The organism is Yeosuana sp. (assembly GCF_057126245.1).
Genome location: NZ_DBNGMQ010000089.1, coordinates 51541 through 72426, shown reverse-complemented (window position 1 = coordinate 72426; position 20886 = coordinate 51541). Strand labels below are relative to the sequence as shown.

Annotated in this window: 18 protein-coding genes; 9 read left to right on the top strand and 9 right to left on the bottom strand. The window is 32.3% G+C overall.

The window, feature by feature from the left end; genetic code table 11:
- Nucleotides 1-41: 41 nt before the first annotated feature.
- Complete coding sequence (gene tamL / locus AC15TD_RS12510; protein WP_484452488.1) at nucleotides 42-2564, bottom strand: translocation and assembly module lipoprotein TamL; 2523 nt, start codon at nucleotides 2562-2564, stop codon at nucleotides 42-44.
- 204 nt (nucleotides 2565-2768) lie between these two features.
- Between tamL and AC15TD_RS12505 the strand changes: the two genes are divergently transcribed.
- A complete protein-coding gene (locus AC15TD_RS12505; protein WP_484452487.1) occupies nucleotides 2769-3488 on the top strand; it encodes a TrmH family RNA methyltransferase in 720 nt (239 codons plus the stop codon).
- A gap of 2 nt (nucleotides 3489-3490) precedes the next feature.
- Here the strand turns inward: AC15TD_RS12505 and porT are convergent, their stop codons facing one another.
- Both porT and ubiE read right to left on the bottom strand, forming a co-directional pair.
- A complete protein-coding gene (gene porT, locus AC15TD_RS12500; protein WP_484452486.1) occupies nucleotides 3491-4219 on the bottom strand; it encodes a type IX secretion/gliding motility protein PorT/SprT in 729 nt (242 codons plus the stop codon).
- 2 nt (nucleotides 4220-4221) lie between these two features.
- Nucleotides 4222-4950, bottom strand: coding sequence for a bifunctional demethylmenaquinone methyltransferase/2-methoxy-6-polyprenyl-1,4-benzoquinol methylase UbiE (gene ubiE / locus AC15TD_RS12495; protein WP_484452495.1), 729 nt, complete (start codon nucleotides 4948-4950; stop codon nucleotides 4222-4224).
- Between the two features lie 186 nt (nucleotides 4951-5136).
- Between ubiE and trkA the strand changes: the two genes are divergently transcribed.
- The 3 genes from trkA to AC15TD_RS12480 all read left to right on the top strand — a co-directional run bounded on the left by trkA (nucleotide 5137) and on the right by AC15TD_RS12480 (nucleotide 8402).
- Complete coding sequence (gene trkA / locus AC15TD_RS12490; RefSeq protein WP_484452485.1) at nucleotides 5137-6486, top strand: Trk system potassium transporter TrkA; 1350 nt, start codon at nucleotides 5137-5139, stop codon at nucleotides 6484-6486.
- A 12-nt stretch (nucleotides 6487-6498) separates the two neighbouring features.
- Nucleotides 6499-7992, top strand: coding sequence for a TrkH family potassium uptake protein (locus AC15TD_RS12485; RefSeq protein ID WP_484452484.1), 1494 nt, complete (start codon nucleotides 6499-6501; stop codon nucleotides 7990-7992).
- 152 nt (nucleotides 7993-8144) lie between these two features.
- Nucleotides 8145-8402, top strand: a complete 258-nt coding sequence (locus AC15TD_RS12480; RefSeq protein ID WP_484452483.1) for a hypothetical protein — start codon at nucleotides 8145-8147, stop codon at nucleotides 8400-8402.
- Between the two features lie 108 nt (nucleotides 8403-8510).
- Here AC15TD_RS12480 and AC15TD_RS12475 read toward each other — a convergent pair whose 3' ends face one another.
- Together AC15TD_RS12475 and AC15TD_RS12470 are read right to left on the bottom strand one after the other, a co-directional pair.
- On the bottom strand, nucleotides 8511-9695 hold the full coding sequence (locus AC15TD_RS12475; RefSeq protein ID WP_484452482.1) for a pyridoxal phosphate-dependent aminotransferase: 1185 nt from the start codon (nucleotides 9693-9695) through the stop codon (nucleotides 8511-8513).
- 33 nt (nucleotides 9696-9728) lie between these two features.
- On the bottom strand, nucleotides 9729-10823 hold the full coding sequence (locus tag AC15TD_RS12470) for a fatty acid desaturase family protein (RefSeq protein WP_484452481.1): 1095 nt from the start codon (nucleotides 10821-10823) through the stop codon (nucleotides 9729-9731).
- A 142-nt stretch (nucleotides 10824-10965) separates the two neighbouring features.
- Between AC15TD_RS12470 and rsmG the strand changes: the two genes are divergently transcribed.
- The gene (gene rsmG / locus AC15TD_RS12465) at nucleotides 10966-11595 is read left to right on the top strand and encodes a 16S rRNA (guanine(527)-N(7))-methyltransferase RsmG (RefSeq protein ID WP_484452480.1); all 630 of its coding nucleotides are present in this window, start codon (nucleotides 10966-10968) and stop codon (nucleotides 11593-11595) included.
- A gap of 5 nt (nucleotides 11596-11600) precedes the next feature.
- On the opposite strand, the gene AC15TD_RS12460 is transcribed toward rsmG, so the two are convergent.
- Nucleotides 11601-12557 carry a tetratricopeptide repeat protein gene (locus tag AC15TD_RS12460; RefSeq protein ID WP_484452479.1) on the bottom strand — a complete coding sequence of 319 codons (957 nt, stop codon included), beginning with the start codon at nucleotides 12555-12557 and terminating at the stop codon, nucleotides 11601-11603.
- Between the two features lie 346 nt (nucleotides 12558-12903).
- A complete protein-coding gene (pruA, locus tag AC15TD_RS12455) occupies nucleotides 12904-14532 on the bottom strand; it encodes an L-glutamate gamma-semialdehyde dehydrogenase (RefSeq protein ID WP_484452478.1) in 1629 nt (542 codons plus the stop codon).
- A gap of 161 nt (nucleotides 14533-14693) precedes the next feature.
- Between pruA and AC15TD_RS12450 the strand changes: the two genes are divergently transcribed.
- Both AC15TD_RS12450 and AC15TD_RS12445 read left to right on the top strand, forming a co-directional pair.
- Nucleotides 14694-15419, top strand: a complete 726-nt coding sequence (locus AC15TD_RS12450) for an NRDE family protein (RefSeq protein WP_484452477.1) — start codon at nucleotides 14694-14696, stop codon at nucleotides 15417-15419.
- Nucleotides 15412-16410 carry a DUF6695 family protein gene (locus AC15TD_RS12445; RefSeq protein ID WP_484452476.1) on the top strand — a complete coding sequence of 333 codons (999 nt, stop codon included), beginning with the start codon at nucleotides 15412-15414 and terminating at the stop codon, nucleotides 16408-16410. Before AC15TD_RS12450 ends, AC15TD_RS12445 begins: the two co-directional genes overlap by 8 nt.
- Here the strand turns inward: AC15TD_RS12445 and apaG are convergent.
- Both apaG and AC15TD_RS12435 read right to left on the bottom strand, forming a co-directional pair.
- Nucleotides 16407-16793: a Co2+/Mg2+ efflux protein ApaG gene (gene apaG / locus AC15TD_RS12440; protein ID WP_484452475.1), complete on the bottom strand. Its 387-nt coding sequence runs from the start codon at nucleotides 16791-16793 to the stop codon at nucleotides 16407-16409. The two genes, AC15TD_RS12445 and apaG, sit on opposite strands and share 4 nt — an antisense overlap.
- Nucleotides 16794-16876: 83 nt before the next feature.
- On the bottom strand, nucleotides 16877-18130 hold the full coding sequence (locus tag AC15TD_RS12435) for a type IX secretion system plug protein (protein ID WP_484452474.1): 1254 nt from the start codon (nucleotides 18128-18130) through the stop codon (nucleotides 16877-16879).
- A gap of 156 nt (nucleotides 18131-18286) precedes the next feature.
- Between AC15TD_RS12435 and AC15TD_RS12430 the strand changes: the two genes are divergently transcribed.
- Together AC15TD_RS12430 and AC15TD_RS12425 are read left to right on the top strand one after the other, a co-directional pair.
- On the top strand, nucleotides 18287-19642 hold the full coding sequence (locus tag AC15TD_RS12430) for a Na(+)-translocating NADH-quinone reductase subunit A (protein ID WP_484452473.1): 1356 nt from the start codon (nucleotides 18287-18289) through the stop codon (nucleotides 19640-19642).
- A gap of 36 nt (nucleotides 19643-19678) precedes the next feature.
- On the top strand, nucleotides 19679-20884 hold the full coding sequence (locus tag AC15TD_RS12425; protein WP_484452472.1) for an NADH:ubiquinone reductase (Na(+)-transporting) subunit B: 1206 nt from the start codon (nucleotides 19679-19681) through the stop codon (nucleotides 20882-20884).
- Nucleotides 20885-20886: the final 2 nt, after the last annotated feature.

Below are 20886 nucleotides of genomic sequence, written 5' to 3'. Positions count from 1 at the left end.
ATCACACTAAAACGTTATAGCTTGTTTTTAAAAATATCAACCTAGAATGGGTAGTTGATGCCGATGTTGTAAACAGCATGTTCAAAGTTATAATCATTAAACCATCGGTTTTCATCTCTATAGGAAGGGTCATAGGTTTTAAAACCTACATCAAAACGAAAGATAAAAAAACTAAAATCGTATCTGAGACCAAAACCAGATCCAACAGCAATATCTTTTAAAGAGTTAAAATCTGAGAATACAGCTTCTTCGTTATCAACTTCATCTAAAACATTCCAAATATTTCCAGAATCCACGAAAACAGCGCCATTCAAATCTCCAAAAAGATTAAAACGTTGTTCAATACTAAAAGCTAGTTTCAAATTAGCCTCATTAAATTCATTTGATGTTTGGGAACTTCCGGGTCCTAAACTATAAGCAGTCCACGCACGATTGTCGTTGGCACCACCAGCGAAGAAACTCTTTGAGAATGGGATACTTGTGGAGTTTCCGTAGGGAATGGCTATACCACCATACATCCTAATTGCTAAAACGTTATTTTTCCCTAAATCCCAATGCTTAATAAAGTCTAATTCAGTTTTTGCATATTGAGAAAAGGCAACATTAAAAAATTCGTACCTGTCATTACTATCTTTATTTAAGCCTAAAAGGCCTGACATACTTGAGAGTAAATTCCCAGCTAATTCTAACTTCACTCTAAAAATAGAGAAATTCTCATCATATAGATTTTGTCGTGTGTCTTCAATCAAACTAAAACTTGAAGAGAATATTAAGTTGTTTTCTGTTAAACGTTGTTTGCGTTCATTAATGCTTGCAACAGAAATATAATCTAAATCTTCAGGGTTTAAAGAAGTCTCTCCACTTAAAACAGTATTTATAAAAGTATCCGTTAGTTCTGGATACGTTAAATCGTCTCCGTTATTATAATTTATTGATTTAGAAATATTATTAAGTGTGTTGTAAGAGTTTTGATAAATACCAAAGTAGTTCCCAACATTTAAGTTTCTAACATATTGCGCATTAAATAAATCTAATCTGTTTGTGATATATTTTGAAGGACTCCATTTATAATTAAAGGTACCACTGAAGGTTTGTTTATCTAAACCTATATTGGTTTGGCTTGTGGTAGATAAACTAATTCTTGTGCTTGGTGACATGTATTTAGGAACTATTCTATCTGTATTAAAAGGCGAGAATAGTCTTGGAATGGTTAACTTGAGATCGGCACCAATTTCGTTGATATCAAAAAATTGATTGGCATCTTTTGACGCGTCTTTTGAAGCGCCAATAGCCCCAATAGCAGAAATTTCGAACGTTTCTGCGCCTCTAAAAATATTTCTTATTGAAAGGCTAGGATTTATAGCTAATCCTACCGATTGTATATTGCTTTGCGATACTTCGGTACTAAAACCTAAACTAAACTTTTTAAGTGGTGTTAAAAAAATATCGGTTGTAAGTGTTGCGTCATCATTCTCTGTGTATTTAATGTCGGGATATTTAAAGGTTCTTAACTCGCTTAAATATCTATAAGAACGTGTTCGGTCAATATCTTTAAAAATGGTATATGGTGTAATAAAAATGGCATCTGTTAGCGCTTTTGGTCGAAACCTCATTTTGCCAATACTGTACAAATTATAACCGTTGTATTTTATTGAATCGGTTCTGTCCTCGTTTCTGTTTTCATAAGTACCATCAGTAAAAATATTAACATCTTTTATATAATAAATTTTAAATGGTTCTCTAACAACAGTATCCTGAACTCTAATAGCCCTATCTTGTATTTGAACTTCAACATTTACTTTTTTGTTGGTGTTAACAGTATCAATTTCAAAAGTTACATAATCTTGATTAAAATGGAATACCCCTTTGTTTCTAATTTCTGTTGAAATGCGGTCGCGCTCCATTTGAAAGTTCGTTGTTTTGTATTGTTCGTTCTTTTTTATATATGAATTCTTTTTGGTTAATCTATATAACGAATCAACAACAGAGGGTTCTGGTTTTTTTGAAATAGAATCTATAATATAGGGGTCTCCAGTATCTATGAGGTAGTCAATTTCTGCACGTTGTTTTTCTTTTTTATTGATACGATAGGTAGATTTTGAATTAAACCAACCATTGTTTATATGATAGTCATCAAGACGCTTTATCGTTTTTTTCGTTCTATCTTCATTAATAATTACCGGTGCTTCACCTGTTTCTTTAAGCCATGAATTAAATTTTTTTCTTGAATCTATGTATTTGTTTAATTGCTTTTTAGAAAGAAAAGACTCAAGCCTGCTTCTCTTTTTTGGCCTTTTGTCAAGATTAGCATTGACTATTGAATCAATGTTTGGTCGTGCTAAATTATAAATATGCAAACGCAGTGGGAAGCTTAATAATTCACTATTAGGTTTTTGGTGTATAAGATTGTCTAATGTTTCTGAATTATCTTTCTCTTCATTAACATAAACGGTATTTTTTGATAATAAGTAACGGTCTTGAGGCACTCTTTTAATAGCATCACAGGAAATAAAAAACCCAGAAGCTAGAATCAAAATCAAGATATAATTAAGTGAGCGTTTCAAGTAAGCTTATTGTTAACTATTATTTTTAAGTAAATTTATTTGTCTTTTAATTCTTATTCAAAAATACATTATTTCATCTGTTTATGCTTATTTTTTTTTAAAGTACAGACTTCTTTTAATTTGTACGTCTTTAATTAGTTATCTGGTGACTTATTATTATTTTAGCTATTGAAATGTTTATAAAAAAATATTTTTCATTAAAGAATGCTTTCTAAAAGTCAAATAAAATTAATAACAAGTTTAAAGCAAAAAAAATATAGATTGAAACATGGTCTTTTTGTGGTTGAGGGTGTTAAAACTATAAAAGAATTATTACAATCAAAATTAGTGCTTGACACTTTATATACGACAGAATCCTTCAATATTGATGCCAAGAATGAGGAAATAATTTCAGAATCTGAATTACAGCGTATAAGCTTTTTAAAGTCACCAAATAAAGCTTTAGCAATTTTTGAAATTCCACAATCAAAACCAATTGATCTTAAAAATTTAATTGTTGCACTTGACGATGTGCGTGATCCAGGAAATTTAGGGACCATTATACGCTTGTGTGATTGGTTTGGGGTGAAAGATTTAATTTGTAGTGAAGAAACGGTGGATTGTTTTAACCCAAAAGTTATTCAAGCAACTATGGGGTCTATCACGAGAGTTAATATAACGTATTTAGATGTGCCGGAATTTTTAAAACAAACGGAGTTATCTAGTTTTGGAACTTTTATGGATGGTGTATCTGTGTATTCAAGTGAAATTCCAAAACAAGGGGTATTAATTTTTGGTAATGAAGCTAATGGTATTTCAAAAAATGTAGAAGAGCTTATTACTCAAAGGTTAAGTATTCCAAGGTTTGGTAGTTTACGGGCTACAGAAAGTTTAAATGTAGCAGCAGCAACGGCTATTTTTTTAAGTGAATTTAAACGGCGCTGATATTATTGAAACGTAAAGTTTACAAAGACACCTCTGGTTTTCATACTGCTAATGTTGCCAGTCCATGGACTATTAGGATCTTCATCTCTAATGAGTTCGTCATTAATTCCAAATATACCACGAATAGTAGGTGTGAATTTAAAATTATATAAGTAAAAGTCTATACCAAAGCCAAGTTCATAAAACAAAGAATTTTTAGTTGTTCTAAATTGTCCATTCCGGTTGTCATCTGGGTTTGTTTCGTTACTAGAAAGATTTAAAGCGGTTGAAATTCCGCCAACTACAAACGGCTTGAAATTATTAATTCTTTTGGTTGAAAGTTTAATTAATAGGGGAATATGAATGTATGTTGATTTAACTTCACGAATCAAGTCGTTGGCGCCATAAGAAATACCTTGAAAATATTGAGCGCTATAATTTAATTCTCTCGTAGTAATTAATAAACCAGGTTCTAACCGAATGTCAATAAAACTATTGATACGAAAATTTCCAATTAAACCCACATTGAAACCAACACTTCTTCTAACAAAAATATCTCTTAAATCTTGGTTGTAATCAAAATTAAAATCATAATTACTAAAACCTAAAAAGTAACCCCAACGTAATAGATTCATATCGGTAGTCCCTCTACCTTGATTGGCATCATAGGTTATTTTCTCTTTTGTAAAAAGCTGGGCATGACTCGTTTGAAATAGGAATAAAAAAGATATTAGAAAGAAAATATTTCTCATTTTTATTTTTTTGTTGATGTATAGATTGTGGCAACCCCCATAGTTTGAGGATAATCTTTAACATTTATAAACCCAATTTCTCTTAAAATATTGTTTAAAGCCTCTCCATAAGGAAAAACTGAGGCCGATTCACTTAAATATGAATAAGCACTTTGGTCTTTTGAAAAAAGTCTACCAATCACCGGCAATATAAATTTGGTATAGAATTTATAACCCTGCTTAAAAGGTGTTTTTTTAGGAACCGATGTTTCTAAAATTACAAAAATGCCATTTGGTTTTAAAACCCTTAATATTTCAGAAAGGCCTTTCTCTAAAGTTTCAAAGTTTCTCACACCAAAAGCGACCGTAATGGCATCAAAGGTGTCGTCGTCGAAAGGCATTTTTTCAGAATCACCTAAAACCATATCAATAGTATTTTGTAATTCTTTTTTTAAAATTTTTTGTTTTCCAATATCAAGCATGCCGCTACTAATATCTAAGCCAATTATTTTATCAGCATTCGTTTTGGCTAAAGCAATGGCTAAGTCTCCTGTTCCAGTAGCTATATCAAGTATCGTTTTAGGGGTCGTTTCGTTAACAAGTTTAACAACTTTTTTTCGCCATTTCACATCAATACCAAACGAAATAACTCTGTTTAAACCATCATAATCTCCAGAGATGGTATCAAACATTTTAGTAACTTGTTCTTTCTTACCTAAGTCACTATTTTTATAAGGTTTTATTTTTGACAAATCTTTTTTTGGCAAACCTACATATTTATTTTCAATTTGAAATATCAACGCGAAGACAAAATAGTAAACCATTAATTTTTTTTAAACAATTAAGATACTTGGATACAAATAATTAAAAGGAGTGCTTTTATAAAGGCAATATTTAATTTGTTCTATATTTGTATCACTTTTTATTAACCCACGAAAATGAAAATAATTATTGCCGGAGCAGGTGAAGTAGGATTCCACTTGGCAAAGCTTTTATCTTACGAGTCTCAGGAAATAACCTTAATTGATCCTAAGAAAGACAGCCTAGTTTATGCAGATACACACCTTGATATAAAAGTTTTAAAAGGTGATGCTACATCTATTAAATTGCTAACAGAAGCTAAGGTTGATGCTACTGAATTATTTATAGCGGTTACTTCATCTCAATCAACCAATATTACAGCCTGTGTATTAGCTAAAGAACTTGGTGCCGAGAAAACAATTGCCAGAATATCGAATACAGAGTTTATTGATTATAGTGGAAAGGCTGGGTTTACAAAATTTGGAATTGATGAGTTGATTTCGCCAGAATCTTTGGCAGCAAAAGAGATTGAATTACTTTTAAATCAATCCGTATTCAATGACACCTACGAGTTTGAAAATGGTGCATTGACCATGCTTGGTTTAAACCTAAAAAAAACGGCGAAAATTAATGGTAAATCTGTTAAAGAGGCTGCCCAAATTATTCCTGATATTCATTTTGTGCCTATAGCCATTCAGCGGTACGGCTCTCATTTAACCATTATACCTAGAGGAGACACCATGTTGTATGAAGGTGATCATGTTGTGTTTATAACTTCTAAAGGTGGCGACGAAGAATTATGTAAACTTGCAGGCTTGTTCAAGGCAGAAATTAAGAATGTCATGATTTTGGGTGGAGGTAGAATTGGAAGAAAAACGGCCAAAAGTTTAACAGAAGGAAAGTTCAATATTAAAATTGTTGAGCATGATAAAGAAAGAGCTCTTGAACTGGCGGACCGATTACCAAATGCCTTAGTGCTAAACGGCGATGGAAGAAATGTTGAACTATTGGAGGAAGAAAATATTGAGGACATGGATGCTTTTATTGCAGTTACTGGGAATTCTGAAACAAACATTATATCTAGTTTGGTAGCAAAAAACAGAGGTGTTAAAAAAACCATTGCTCTGGTTGAAAACATGGATTATTTTGAATTATCTCATTCTATAGGTATCGATACTTTAATTAATAAAAAGCTACTTGCTGCCAACAGTATTTTTAGATATATACGAAGAGGAGATGTGGTTGCTATGACCAAGCTTAATAGTATGAATGCGGAGCTTCTAGAGTTTGTTGTTAATCCCAATTCAAAAATTTGTGATAAACTTATAAAAGATCTTAATTTTCCTTTAACAGCCATTATTGGAGGTGTCATTAGAGGTAATGAAGGTATGGTTGCTCTTGGAGATTTTAGAGTGATGGCTGGAGATAAGGTTGTGGTTTGTTGTTTACCCGATTCTATTAATAAAATTGAAAGTTTTTTCTTTTAGAAATTTTGCTTTGTGAAACTGAATTATAAAATTATTTTTCACCTCTTTGGGTTACTGTTAGTATTTAATGGTGGCTTTATGTTATTGTCTTCTTTGGTAAGTTTAATTTATAGAGATGGCGTTACAGTTCAATTATTTCTGGCAAGTCTCGTTACATTAGTGGTTGGAGGAGTTGGTATGGTTTTTACCCGTAATCATGCCAAAGAAATGAATAAGCGCGAAGGTTATATTGTCGTCGCTTTTGGCTGGATTATTATGACCCTCTCAGGAACATTGCCTTATATGTTTACCGAAAGCATTTCAAGTTTTACAAATGCTTTTTTTGAAACAATGTCTGGTTATACTACAACGGGAGCTACTATTTTGAACGACATTGAAGTGGTCCCAAAAGGTGTATTGTTTTGGAGAAGCTTGACCCATTGGATTGGTGGAATGGGAATTATTGTGCTCGCAATAGCAATCTTACCCTTATTAGGAATTGGAGGGATGCAGCTCTTTGCGGCCGAAGCACCTGGACCGAGTACAGATAAATTACATCCAAGAATTACAGACACTGCAAAAAGACTATGGCTTATTTACTTTGGATATACGGCTGCGGAAACATTGTTTCTTAAACTGGCGGGAATGTCGTTTTTTGATGCTATTAATCATTCTATGTCTACCTTGTCAACTGGCGGTTTTTCCACCAAAAACGCAAGTATTGCTTATTGGAATGGCGAACCCATCATTCAGTATATAATCATTCTGTTTATGTTTTTGGCTGGAACTAATTTTGTCCTGAGTTATTTTGCTTTTAAAGGAAAGGTTCAAAAAATAATTCATGATGAAGAATTTAAATTATACTTTAAATTCATAGTTGTTTTTACGATAATAGCGTCGTTAATTATTTATTTTAGTGCTGATGTATCGCTATCTTCAATTGAGCACCCAATGGTTTGGGGAGAGGCAGAAAGTTCGGTGAGACATGCTTTATTTCAAGTGTTAACCGTTATTACAACGACAGGTTTTATTTCTGCTGATTATACCATGTGGGCACCTTTTTTAGTAGTTTTCTTCTTCGGACTTATGTTTTTAGGTGGCTCTGCAGGTAGTACCTCTGGTGGCGTAAAAGTAGTTCGTCACTTACTCATGATAAAGAACGGGTTTTTAGAGTTTAAACGTACATTACACCCTAATGCTATAATACCTGTTAGATATAATACAAAAGCTATTTCTGGCGATATTGTATTTAATATTTTAGCATTTTTTATTCTTTACATGCTGTCTTTTATTATTGGTGCTTTGGTGTTTTCTATGTTTCAAATAGATTTTCAATCTTCAGTAGGGTTATCGGCCTCTAGTTTAGGAAATATTGGTCCGGCATTAGGCTTATATGGCCCAGTAAATAATTATGAGTCCTTGCCTGTTTTAGCAAAATGGTGGTCTTCCTTTTTAATGCTTATAGGCCGTTTAGAGCTCTTTACGGTTCTTATTTTATTGACACCTTTCTTTTGGAGAAATAGATAATTTTTTAAAATATTTTGTTTTTCAAATATCTCAATATTTATAGGTTGTTTCGAGATTTTATACTTCGTTTTTAATGAGTTAAGATTGATTGAGATGTAACATTGTTATCTTGTGTTCGTCTTAATTATATAACCAATTAAAAATCATCAATCATGGAATTAGTATTAAAACCTCAAGATTTTGAATCATTACCAGAACCCATTGGGTTTACTGAATATAATGCGTCTCAAGGTTTATTAAATTCAAACTATCAAAACGTTGTAAAATCTAATTTAAATAATATTGAAGTAAATTCAGTTTTTGGAGTAAAGCAACGTATTAAAAGTTACCACTATAAAACAACATCTAGTATAGAGACAGTTTTAAAAGTATCGGTTTTTATGATTCTTTATTTTGTGATATTCTTTTAACATATTTTTAATCAGTCTCGACATAAATCGGCAGGAGAATTTAAATAAAAAAAGCCACTAAACTTATTTTAAAGTTAGTGGCTTTTAAATATTTATATAGTAAACGCGTTAACTTAAAGCATGTTTAATTCTTTTAATAGCTTCAATAATTTGTTCTTGTGACGCTGCATATGAAATTCTAATACAGTCTGGATTTCCAAAGGCACCACCATCAACAGTTGCGACTAAAGCTTCTTCTAGTAAATACATAGATAAGTCCGATGCATTGTTTATGGTTTTACCACGTAATGTTTTTCCAAAGAAATACGAGATATTTGGAAATACATAAAAGGCTCCCTCTGGTGTATTGGTGTTAAATCCTTCAATATCGTTTAATAAACTTAAAATTAAATCGCGACGAACTTTAAACTCGTCAATCATGTATTTAACTTTAGATGGTTCTGCATTTAAAGCAGTAATGGTTGCACGTTGTGCAATGCAGTTAGCGCCACTCGTAATTTGTCCTTGCATTTTATTACAGGCTCTCGCTATCTTTTCTGGAGCACCAATATACCCAATACGCCAACCAGTCATTGCAAAGGCTTTTGATACGCCATTAACGGTGATAGTTCGGTCATACATATCTTCAAACTGGGCAATACTTTCATGGCCTCCAACATAGTTAATATGTTCATAAATTTCATCTGATACCACATAAATGTTTGGGTATTTTACCAAAACATCTACCAAAGCTCTTAGCTCCTCTCTGCTATAAATAGAACCACTTGGGTTACAAGGAGAACTATACCATATCATTTTAGTTTTTGGTGTAATAGCTGCTTCTAATTGCTCAGGCGTCATTTTGAAATCTGTAGCAATCGTTGTTGGAACTTCAACAGGAATTCCATCATTTAGTTTTACTATGTCTGCGTAACTCACCCAATACGGACATGGCATGATAACTTCATCACCTTTGTTTATCATAACAGCAGCAACATTTGCTAATGATTGTTTTGCACCCGTAGATACCACAATTTGTGTTGGGGTATATGTTAAATTATTATCGCGTTTAAACTTAGTGATTATGGCTTGTTTTAAGTCGGCATAACCATCCACTGGAGAATAAGAGTTATAATTTTCATTGATGGCCTGGATTGCTGCGTCTTTAATAAAATCTGGTGTATTGAAATCTGGTTCGCCTAAACTTAAACCAATGATATCTTTTCCTTCTCCTCTAAGTTCTCTTGCTTTTGCAGCCATAGCCAACGTAGCTGACGTGGCCATATTTAAAATTCTGTCAGATAGTAATTGCATTATATTTAAATGTTTGTAAGGTATATGTATTGCTTAGGCTAAACTAGGGTTTTTCCCTAGTTCTTTTAATTGGTTATAATGTTCTGAAACAGCTTTCCAAAACGTTTTATATTCGTTATATGGTAAACTAAATTCTTGGGCAGTTTCTTTAACTATTTTTGCTAATTTATTGTAGTGAACGTGACTAATATTAGAAAATAAATGATGCTCTACTTGTCTGTTTAATCCACCTGTATAAAATTCTACAATCCAGCTTTCTGGTGAAAAATTAGATGTGGTAAATAACTGATGAATGGCCCATGTGTTTTTCATATTGCCATTTTCATCTGGAACGGGCATCTCTGTATTTGGCATTACATGTGCTAATTGAAAGATAACACTTAAAATAATTCCTGCTGTATAATGCATAATAAGGAAACCTATTAGGACTTCCCACCAAGCAAAACCAAGTGATAGCGGTAAAACAACCCATATAGAGTAATAAATTATTTTACCAATAATTAATTTTGTCCATTGTGTTGCTGGGTTTGGTAATTTACCATAAGATAGTTTTCTTTTGAGGTAATGGTAGGTTTGAAAAAAATCTGTAGTAATAGCCCAATTAGCCGTTAATAAGCCGTATAGAAAGAAGGCATAATATTTTTGATATTTATGGATTTTAAGCCATTTAGTATGCTTTGAGAAACGAATAATCCTACCGGCATCAATGTCTTCATCGTGACCTTGTATATTGGTGTAAGTGTGGTGTAATACATTGTGTTGCACTTTCCAATTATAATCGTTACCAGCTAAAATGTATATGCTGCTTCCCATTAATTTATTAATCCATTTTTTACTTGAAAACGATCCGTGATTTGCATCATGCATCACATTCATGCCAACGCCAGCCATCCCAATGCCAACAATGACCATAAATAATATTTGTGTCCAAACAGGTAAATCAATGGTCAGTATTAAAACTACTGGAACAATTAGTAATGCAAACATTATAATTGCTTTCGTATATAATTTCCAGTTTCCGGTTCTTTTAATATTATTCTCTTTAAAGTAATTGTTAACGCGCTTATTTAGCGTTTTAAAAAAATTGGCTGAGTCTGCTCTAGAAAAGGATAAAGCTTGTTTTGTCATATTTTTAATTTATAGGGTATTTTTAAATTTATTTAATTTATAATACACTTGGCAAAGATAACCATAAACCAAGTGAAGTAATAAGGTTTTTTTGTAAAAATATGAGTATAAAAAGTATATTTTTGTTGAAAATTTAACATAAATGGAACTAATTTTAAAATATTTCCCAAATATTACAGAGGATCAAATTTCTAAATTTAAAAAATTAGAAGCACTCTATCAAGATTGGAATTTAAAAATAAATGTGGTTTCTCGCAAGGATATTGATGAATTATACCTGCGACATGTATTACACTCTTTGGGTATTGCCAAGGTAATCACTTTTAAGGATGGTACTAAGTTGCTGGATGTTGGTACTGGTGGTGGTTTTCCTGGTATACCTCTTGCCATACTATTTCCTAATTGTTCATTCCATTTGGTTGATAGTATTGCTAAAAAGCTAAAAGTGGTTGAAGAGGTTATACAAGGTTTGGAGTTAACCAATGTTAAAACAACGCATAGTCGTGTTGAAAATATTAATGACACTTACGATTTTATCATTAGTCGAGCCGTTGCAGCGATGCCAACTTTTGTGCACTGGACTAAGGGGAAAATAGCAAAGAAACAAAACCATCAACTAAAAAATGGTATTTTATATTTAAAGGGTGGTGATTTAACTGAAGAACTTCGTGATTATAAAACAACCACTGTATATAATTTAAGCGATTACTTCACGGAAGACTTTTTTGAAACAAAAAAAGTAGTGTATTTACCTTTAAAATTTAGAGGATAAAGGATTTAGAGTTCATTTAAATTAGAATATAATTCCTTAAATGAATAGTATTGATTTTGATACCAATAGGTGTTTTCAAATAACGCAATGTTATTTATTTGTGATTGGTTTATTTCTATTAAAATACTTTTAGCTTTCGTAAAGTTTAGTTTGGCATTCTCAATATCATTCAATTTGTAATAGGTAAATGCTAACCCAAGAACCGCATCAAAATCAGTTATATCAAATTTTACAGAAGTAGAAAAGTCAGATAAAGCATCTGAGTATTTTCCTAAGTAAAATGATGAGATACCTCTAAAAAAATAGGCTAAAATGTTAGTTTCATCAAACTTTATTGCCATATCAAAATCCGCATTGGCTTGTTTAAAGTAGTTGATACTCATAAAAAAAACACCACGAGAATAGAAGGTATCTGTATGTGGTGCTAATGAAACTGCAATATTGTAATTTTGTAACGCATTCGTGTAATCTTTTAACCCAGAATAAGCTCTTGCTATTTGTAAAACTACTGGGGCCGACTTAAGAACTAATGGTTTATTTAAATCTTCAAGAGCACCTTTGTAATCTTTTAAGTCGTTCTTAGTTACTGCTAGACTGTATCTGGCATCGAAAAACCCAGGATCTAATTTTAAGGCCTTTTCAAAATCTTCTTTGGCACCATAAAAATCCATTAAACTATACTTTGAATTTCCTCTGTTAAAATACACATCAGGACTTGGCTCGTAAAAAATTACCTTAGTATAATCTAAAATGGCGCCATTAAAATCACCAATATTATTTTTGGCAACACCTCTGTAAAAGTAGGCGTCAAGATTTTTAGAATCTAAGGAAATCGCTTCTGAAAACAATTTAATTTGTTCATTAAGGTCTTCAGCCCTTAATCCTTGTCGTACAAATTTATTGGATTGGCTATTGCTTAGTATTGGAAACAAAGCGAGTAGGATGATTATTAGTTTTTTCATAGCAATAAGACAACAAATAATATGCCGTTTTTAAATGCTAAATTTAGAATAAATTTTTAAATCATCTTTTTCTATTTCAAAAACTTTATTTGATTCTTTGTTTTGGTGATGATTTCACTTTTTTTTATTAGATAAAATTATGAGAACATGTTAAAATGCAATTTCATGTATTAGGTTAATTATAATAACAATTTTCTTTGCTCATATAAACGCCAATTTACACTGAGGGTTATTCATCTAAAAATTTAGAACCTATTTTATTTTGTTTAAAAATAGCGTTATTTATCGTAAAATAAAAAACCCGCTTAATTGAAGCGGGTTTACATATAATAACTAATGTTTCATGTTATTCTCCTAAAAATGGATATCTGTAATCTGTTGGTGGAACAAAGGTTTCTTTGATGGTTCTGTTATTTACCCAACGTAATAAATTCCAAACTGAACCTGCTTTGTCGTTTGTGCCTGATCCTCTCGCACCTCCAAAAGGTTGTTGCCCAACCACGGCTCCTGTTGGTTTATCATTTATATAAAAATTACCTGCAGCATTTTCTAATTTTTTGGTAGCCGTTTCAATAACATATCGGTCTCCACTAAAAATAGCACCTGTTAAAGCGTATTCGCTAGTGCCATCTATTAAATCTAAAACAGCTTCCCAATCGGAGTCTTCATAAATGTAAATGGTTATAATTGGCCCAAATAATTCTGTACACATGGTAGTATATTTTGGGTTTGTAGTAACAATAACCGTAGGTTCTATAAAGTATCCTTTTGAATCATCATAACCACCACCGATAATAATCTCGGCGTCAGCATCTTTTTTGGCTTGATCTAAGTAACCTGATAATTTGGTGAAAGCTTTTTTATCTATAACTGAATTTATGAAGTTTGAAGGATCTTCAGGGCTTCCCATTTTAAAAGAGTTAATGTCTTTTAAAATAGCGGGTTTAATATCGCCCCATAAACTTTTTGGAAGGTAAGCGCGCGATGCTGCTGAACATTTTTGACCTTGATACTCAAAAGCTCCTCTTGAAATGGCTGTTGCAACTTCTTGTGCATTTGATGATGGATGCGCCCAAATAAAATCTTTTCCACCTGTTTCGCCTACAATTCTTGGATAAGACTTGTAATGATTTATGTTTTTACCAATAGTTTCCCAGAAACTGTTAAATACAGCTGTAGATCCTGTAAAATGGACGCCAGCAAAATCTTTATTTGATAATATGGTATCAGTAATCATACCGGAATTACCAGTTACTAAGTTAATAACACCATCTGGTAAGCCAGCGGCTTTAAATAATTCCATAATAACATAAGCGGAATAAACTTGTGTAGCGGCAGGTTTCCAAACTACAACGTTGCCCATCATGGCTGGTGCTGCTGGAAGATTGCCTGCAATAGCAGTAAAGTTAAAAGGTGTAATGGCATAAACAAACCCTTCTAATGGTCTGTACTCCATTCGGTTCCAAATACCTGAAGATGAAATAGGTTGATTACTATAAATTTCAGTCATAAACTTAACATTAAAGCGCAAAAAATCTATCAACTCACAAGCTGAATCAATTTCTGCCTGAAATACATTTTTTGATTGCGCCATCATAGTAGCAGCATTCATTCTGTATCTAAAAGGTCCGGCTAATAAATCAGCTGCTTTTAAGAAAATGGCTGCACGATGTTCCCAGCTTGTAGAAGCCCATTTTACTCTGGCTTCTGCTGCTTTTTCAATAGCCAATTCTATATGTTCTTTATCTGCTGTATGGTATTTACCAACACAGTGTTTATTGTCATGAGGCGGATAAATATTTACTGTGTTGCCCGTTCTGTATTCTTTGTCCCCTATATAAAAAGGTATGTCAACTTGATCATTGTACATTTTTTTATAAGTTGCTAATACGTTTTTTAGTTCTACAGAACCTGGAGCATAAGATTTTACAGGTTCATTTACAGCATTTGGTACGTTAAAAAATCCGTTTCCCATGTCTTTTGTATGATTTAATGTTTTATTAATAAAAAAATTCAGAAAATGTGTCACAAATTTACGAATTATTTAATGATCGCTAAAATGGATAGCTATTAAAACCTCGTTAAAATTTATTTATTTTTTGTAAGTTGCTAAAAGATATACAGACTCAATATTTTATGTGTACCGTAACAATTGCTCCAATAGAAAATAATGGTTTTGTGCTTACCTCTAATAGAGATGAAGCACCTGATAGATTATCTCTTGTCCCAGAAGTTTATGAGATACATGAAACGCGATTGTTGTTTCCAAAGGATGTTTTATCTGGAGGCACTTGGATTGGTGTTAGTGATAACAACAGAGTAGTTTGTGTGCTTAATGGAGGATTTGAATGGCATAAAAGAAAAGAAATATACAGATTGAGCAGAGGTATTGTTGCTCAAGATTTTTTATTGCATGACCATGTTTATACTGCCATGAATTCGTATAATTTATTAGATATCGAACCATTTACCATGGTTATTGTTGATTGGAACCGTGGTTTAAAGTTTTTTGAATTGGTTTGGGACGGTGTAAAGAAACATATTTCTGATTTACCTCTTGAACCTAAAATATGGTCGTCTTCAACATTATATAATTCAAAGATGCGAAACGAAAGACGAGATTGGTTTAATACTTTTAAGGAAAGGTATGATTTAAGTACTGAATCTTTAATGGAGTTTCATAAAAAGGCTGGCGAAAATAATAACGATTATGGGGTTATCATGGATAGAAACCACGTAAAAACAACGAGTATCACTCAGGTAGAAAAAAGAGCTGATAACGTTCAAATGAGATATGAAAACTTAGACTTTAAAAAGGTGACTTATTGTCAATTTAATCAATCTCAAATTGTTAATGACTAACACGGCAATTATTTTAACCTTAGCCTACCCTGAGACTATTGTTATGGTTTCTGAAGAATGGTTTTCACCTTTTTTGAAATTTCTAGGGATAGGAAAAAAGAATTATTTAAAAGCTGGTCATGCTGCTTTAGTTCTTATTAATAAACAAACGGGTGACTTAGAATATCATGATTTTGGTCGTTATATTACTCCTGAACCTTATGGTAGAGTGCGTGGAAGAGAAACCGATAACGAACTACATTTTCCCTTAAAAGCAAAAATTGTAAATGGAAGTATTTCAAACCTTAATGAGATTTTAAGGTTTTTAGCAACGCATCCAAAATTTACGCATGGTGACGGAAAGTTAGTAGCTTCTGTTTGCAATGCTGTTAACTATCAAAAGGCAAGAGACCATATTACCAGAATGCAAAACAAACACTTTATTAGATATGCGGCTTTTATTAAAGAGGCCTGTAATTGTGCGCGATTTGTAACCGATGCATTGATAGGTTCTGTTTCTAATGCTGAAATAAAAAAGAAGCTTGTAAAATCGAAACGATTTACACCAAGTACGGTTGGTAATGTATTGTTGTCAAATACTGAAAAAGAAGTATTTGAAGTCTCTGACATGGGTGTTGTTTCAGAATTTAAAGGAACTCAAATGAGTGAAAATATACGCTGCTTTTTAGATAGACTTAAAAATCATAGTCCTAGTTTTATTGGAACCTTAATGCCAAAACATATATGTGATTTAGATGATAAGGCGCAATGGTTGTCTGGGATTGCTGCTGGCGCATGGTTTGAATTACAACATATAGGGCATGATATAGAATATCAATTTAAGAGAATTTCACCTCATGGAAATATTGATGTGCATGATGTTTTTGTTTTAGAAAACGAAGGGTTTGATTATCACGCTCATTTTGAGTTTGTTCATTACTCAAACTGTAGCTTTTTTCATGTTGAACAAGCTGGAAAACTATATAAATTTAATAGAAAGAGAACTAGTTAGTTAATGGCAAAAGTGGCACTTAATTTGAAAGTAGGAATAATAACTTCAAAACTTTTTGTAGTCGTAAGGTTTATCATATCGTAATAGCCTTTCATAGCTCCAAAGGGAGATGTTAATAAACATCCAGACGTATAAGTGTGATATTCACCAGGTTTTAAAACCGGCTTTTTCCCAATAACACCTTCGCCAGAAACTATTTCAATATGGTTTAAAGCATCATGAATTTCCCAATGTCTGGCATTGAGCTGAACAGAGTCTTTACTTTGGTTTTCAATAGTCACTTTATAGCCAAAAGCATACTGTATTTTATAATTTTTATAAAATGAGCCTTCAAAGTTAGTTTCCACTGAAATTTTTATACCTCTTGTTACTTGTTGAACCATGTTACCTATTGATATACAATCTGTTTAGCAGACAAAAATAAGGTTTTTTTTCAATCCTAATTAATTAAACTAGATTAATCCGATTAATTGGAGATATTTATCGAGGATCCTTCGCCTAATCCTATAATTCTATCATAACGTTTTCCGAAATCACGATAATAAGCAAGTACTTTATAATTGTTTTCAGTTTGATAAAAATCGCCGCTTACGGCTCCTTCATTTAATGTTCCATTACTTTCAACTTCTACATATTTGTAATTATAGAACCCTTGTTTTAATAGTATTGAACATTTAAACAAATTATCATTTTCATCATACATCATTTTGGTGTTGTCATCAATGGCATAATTGTTAAAATTTCCATAGACATGTATGGTTTTATCTTCTATATTTATGTTTGGTGAAAGAGAAAAATGAACCCATACATAATCGGCTTCAATATCAGGATTATCTGCATCTATGTTTATAATTAAATAGTTTCCGTTAATATCGGGATTGTAAGTATAAGGTTTATCAGCTCTTGAATAATTTACAAATAAATAATTATGATATAACTCTTTTAAATCAATAAACTGAATTCCTGTGTTTGCTGCTCTAATATCCTTGTTTTCAAAAAATAAATATTCATTCCCTGCCCAAAAACTAGACTCAGAATCATACTTATAAATTAGCTGGTTTCCAATGGTGTATTGTGGTACAAGATTAGAAATTGCAGTATTTAAGTTATTGTTTTGAACCACCAAAAGTTTAACGTTTTGTTTTGGGTTGTTTAATTGAATACCTCTTGGGGCCATTGTGATTTCAACACGTTGTTTGTTTTCAATATGAGAAATATCTCTGGCACGTTTAAGAACAACACCTATATTAGCCATGTTTTCATAAATCATAAATTTTCTTGAAAATACAAGGTCATCATTGTCATTATAAACATGAATCATATAATTTCCAGAAATTTTTAGACGTTTAGTCCATTCATTAGGAATAGTAAGCTTGTAATGTGAATAAATTTGATAGGTATTGAAGGAATTTTCATAATTTCGAATGCGTTGATTGTCAATGCCATCTAAAAATTCTGTTTTTATTAATACAGAAGGCGTCCAGTCAAAATTATAGTGTTCAATTTTATAATAGAAATCTTCCTCTTTGCCATTTAGAGCATCAAACTCGAGAGAAAGATATTCGCCTAGTTTTAAAACTGGGAGTTGACTTTCATTCGTATTCCCTTTAAAATAGATGGTTTTAATAAAATCTGGAGGATTAATTTCTTCGACTTCCTGACCATTTGTAATTGATGAAATAATACTTAAGTATAGAAAAAGGTATCGTTTAATTCTCATTAATTCAGTGTTTTTTTGTAAATATAATCAAATTTTATACCTAAAATTGAACTTGCTAAAATGGCGGTAAATTTCTATGTTAATTATTATGAAAACTGAGTTTTAAATTTGTAAATTTGCTGCGTTTTTAGACAACTAATCTCAATATAACAAAATATGTCAAACGACATTCGTATTAAAAAAGGTCTAGACATTAAATTAAAAGGTGAAGCTGATAAGACCTCTGAAAAGGCTGCAATTAGCAACTTTTATACTTTAAGACCTGAAGATTTCCACGGTGTTACGCCTAAATTAATTTCTAGAATTGGAACAATAGTAAAAGCCGGAGAGCCTGTTTTTTATGATAAATCTAAAGAAGACGTAAAATTTGTATCTCCTGTTTCTGGTGAAATTATAGAAATTGAACGTGGCGAAAAGCGAAAAATTTTATCGATTAAAATTCAAGCTGATAAAACACAATCTTACCAAGAAAATAAAATTCTAAATTTAGAGACTGCAAAATCAGAAGAAGTCAAATCACTTCTTTTAACATCGGGTTGTTGGCCATTTATTAAACAACGCCCTTATGATGTTATTGCAAATCCAGATAAGGAACCAAAAGCAATTTTTATCTCTGCACATGCTTCTGCACCTTTAGCGGCTAATTTGAATTATACCTTACGAGGTAAAGAAAAAGAATTTCAAGCTGCAGTAACGGCTTTAGGTAAATTAACAAAAGGGAAAGTACACGTTTCTGTGGGGAAACATGGTAAGTCACCAATGGAAGGCTTATCAGGTATTACCTTACATAAAGTATCTGGTCCCCATCCTTCAGGGAATGTTGGAACGCAAATTAATAAAATTGACCCTGTTAATAAAGGTGAGGTTGTTTGGACGGTTAATCCACAAGACTTAGTTATTATAGGTGAATTATTACTTACGGGTAAGTTTAATGCGGAACGAATGGTGGCATTAGTAGGTTCTTCTATTGAAAAACCAAGATATTTTATCGCAAAACTTGGTTGTGAAGTAGCAACAATGATTTTTGATAAGGGTATCGAAAAAAATGCTCATGTTCGTATTATTTCTGGTGATATTTTATCTGGCAAACAGATTAATCCAGATGGTTATTTAGGTTATTATAGTAATTTAATCACTGTAATTCCTGAAGGTGATGATTATGAATTGTTTGGATGGACTACACCGGTATTTAATAAAATATCTACTTCAAGAGCCTTAACGTTCTCTTGGATGTTCCCCAACAAAAAATATGAGCTAAATACCAACACCAACGGTGAACATCGTGCTTTTGTTACAACAGGTAATTATGAAGAGGTATTTCCATTAGATATATATCCAATGCAAATATTAAAAGCATGTATGTACAAGGATTTAGATGAAATGGAAGTGTTAGGAATGTATGAAGTGTCACCTGAGGATTTTGCGTTAACAGAGTTTGTTTGTGTGTCTAAACAACCACATCAAAAAATTATAAGAGAAGGTTTAGACTTAATGTTAAAAGAAATTGGATAATTATTCATTGAGAAACGAAATGAAAAATATTACAAGATGGGTTTAAAAAGTACATTACATAATTTTAAAGAGAAAAATAAAGATAAAAAGTGGTTGCCAGCATTTTCGGCATTCCATACATTTTTATTTATGCCAAATGATACTACCAAAGGTGGTACACATATTAAAGCAGCCGACGATTTAAAGAGAACAATGAATACCGTGATTTTAGCACTTATTCCTTGTTTGATTTTTGGAATGTTTAACGCGGGTTATCAGCATTACTTAGCTTTAGGCGAAATTGATAAAGCTGTAGGGTTCTTTTCGGAGTCATTTTGGGCTTGGAATAACTTAGTCGTTGGGCTTTGGAAAGTGCTACCATTAGTTGTTGTGTCTTATGGCGTAGGACTAGGTATTGAATTTATTTTTGCAATTATTAAAGGACACGAAGTAGAAGAAGGATACCTTGTAACGGGTATGCTTGTTCCGTTAATTGTACCGGTGGATATTCCATTATGGATGCTTGCTGTTGCAGTTGCTTTTGGTGTCGTAATTGGTAAAGAAGTTTTTGGAGGAACAGGAATGAATATTTTAAATCCTGCTTTAACTATTAGAGCATTTTTATTCTTTGCCTATCCAACATGGATGTCTGGAGATAAAGTATGGGTTCAAGGAGCTGTAGAGCGTGCCGGAACACCAGATGCAATTTCAGGTGAAACGATTTTAGGAAGTTTAGCTCAAGGAAATGAGGTTGCTTATTCTGTATCAGATATGTTTTATGGATTAATTCCAGGGTCAGTAGGAGAAACATCCACAGTGTTAATATTACTCGGAGGATTGTTCTTAATCTTTTCCAAGATTGCAAGTTGGAGAATTATTGTGTCATCAATAATTGGAGCTTTAGTAATGGGATTAATATTTAATGGAGTTGTAGATCAGGGGTGGATTTCAGAGAGCAGTAAGTTTTATTCATTAATGGATACCGTGTTCTGGCAACATCTGCTTATTGGAGGTTTAGCCTTTGGTATTGTTTATATGGCTACAGACCCAGTGACAGGTTCGCAGACCAATAAAGGCAAATGGTATTATGGTTTCTTTATCGGATTTATTTCAGTAATGATTCGTGTATTTAATCCTGCATATCCAGAAGGTGTCATGTTAGCCATTCTTTTAATGAATGTATTTGCACCTGCAATAGATCATTATGTAGTTCAAGGAAATGTAAAACGTCGTATGAAACGTCTTAAAGCTAAAGTTGCATAACT

Coding starts and splice junctions, on each gene's coding strand:
- AC15TD_RS12505 (WP_484452487.1), top strand. CDS start 2,769: ATGCTTTCTAAAAGTCAAATAAAATTAATAACAAGTTTAAAGCAAAAA.
- porT (WP_484452486.1), bottom strand. CDS start 4,219: ATGAGAAATATTTTCTTTCTAATATCTTTTTTATTCCTATTTCAAACG.
- trkA (WP_484452485.1), top strand. CDS start 5,137: ATGAAAATAATTATTGCCGGAGCAGGTGAAGTAGGATTCCACTTGGCA.
- AC15TD_RS12480 (WP_484452483.1), top strand. CDS start 8,145: ATGGAATTAGTATTAAAACCTCAAGATTTTGAATCATTACCAGAACCC.
- AC15TD_RS12475 (WP_484452482.1), bottom strand. CDS start 9,695: ATGCAATTACTATCTGACAGAATTTTAAATATGGCCACGTCAGCTACG.
- AC15TD_RS12470 (WP_484452481.1), bottom strand. CDS start 10,823: ATGACAAAACAAGCTTTATCCTTTTCTAGAGCAGACTCAGCCAATTTT.
- rsmG (WP_484452480.1), top strand. CDS start 10,966: ATGGAACTAATTTTAAAATATTTCCCAAATATTACAGAGGATCAAATT.
- AC15TD_RS12460 (WP_484452479.1), bottom strand. CDS start 12,557: ATGAAAAAACTAATAATCATCCTACTCGCTTTGTTTCCAATACTAAGC.
- pruA (WP_484452478.1), bottom strand. CDS start 14,532: ATGGGAAACGGATTTTTTAACGTACCAAATGCTGTAAATGAACCTGTA.
- AC15TD_RS12450 (WP_484452477.1), top strand. CDS start 14,694: ATGTGTACCGTAACAATTGCTCCAATAGAAAATAATGGTTTTGTGCTT.
- AC15TD_RS12445 (WP_484452476.1), top strand. CDS start 15,412: ATGACTAACACGGCAATTATTTTAACCTTAGCCTACCCTGAGACTATT.
- apaG (WP_484452475.1), bottom strand. CDS start 16,793: ATGGTTCAACAAGTAACAAGAGGTATAAAAATTTCAGTGGAAACTAAC.
- AC15TD_RS12435 (WP_484452474.1), bottom strand. CDS start 18,130: ATGAGAATTAAACGATACCTTTTTCTATACTTAAGTATTATTTCATCA.
- AC15TD_RS12430 (WP_484452473.1), top strand. CDS start 18,287: ATGTCAAACGACATTCGTATTAAAAAAGGTCTAGACATTAAATTAAAA.
- AC15TD_RS12425 (WP_484452472.1), top strand. CDS start 19,679: ATGGGTTTAAAAAGTACATTACATAATTTTAAAGAGAAAAATAAAGAT.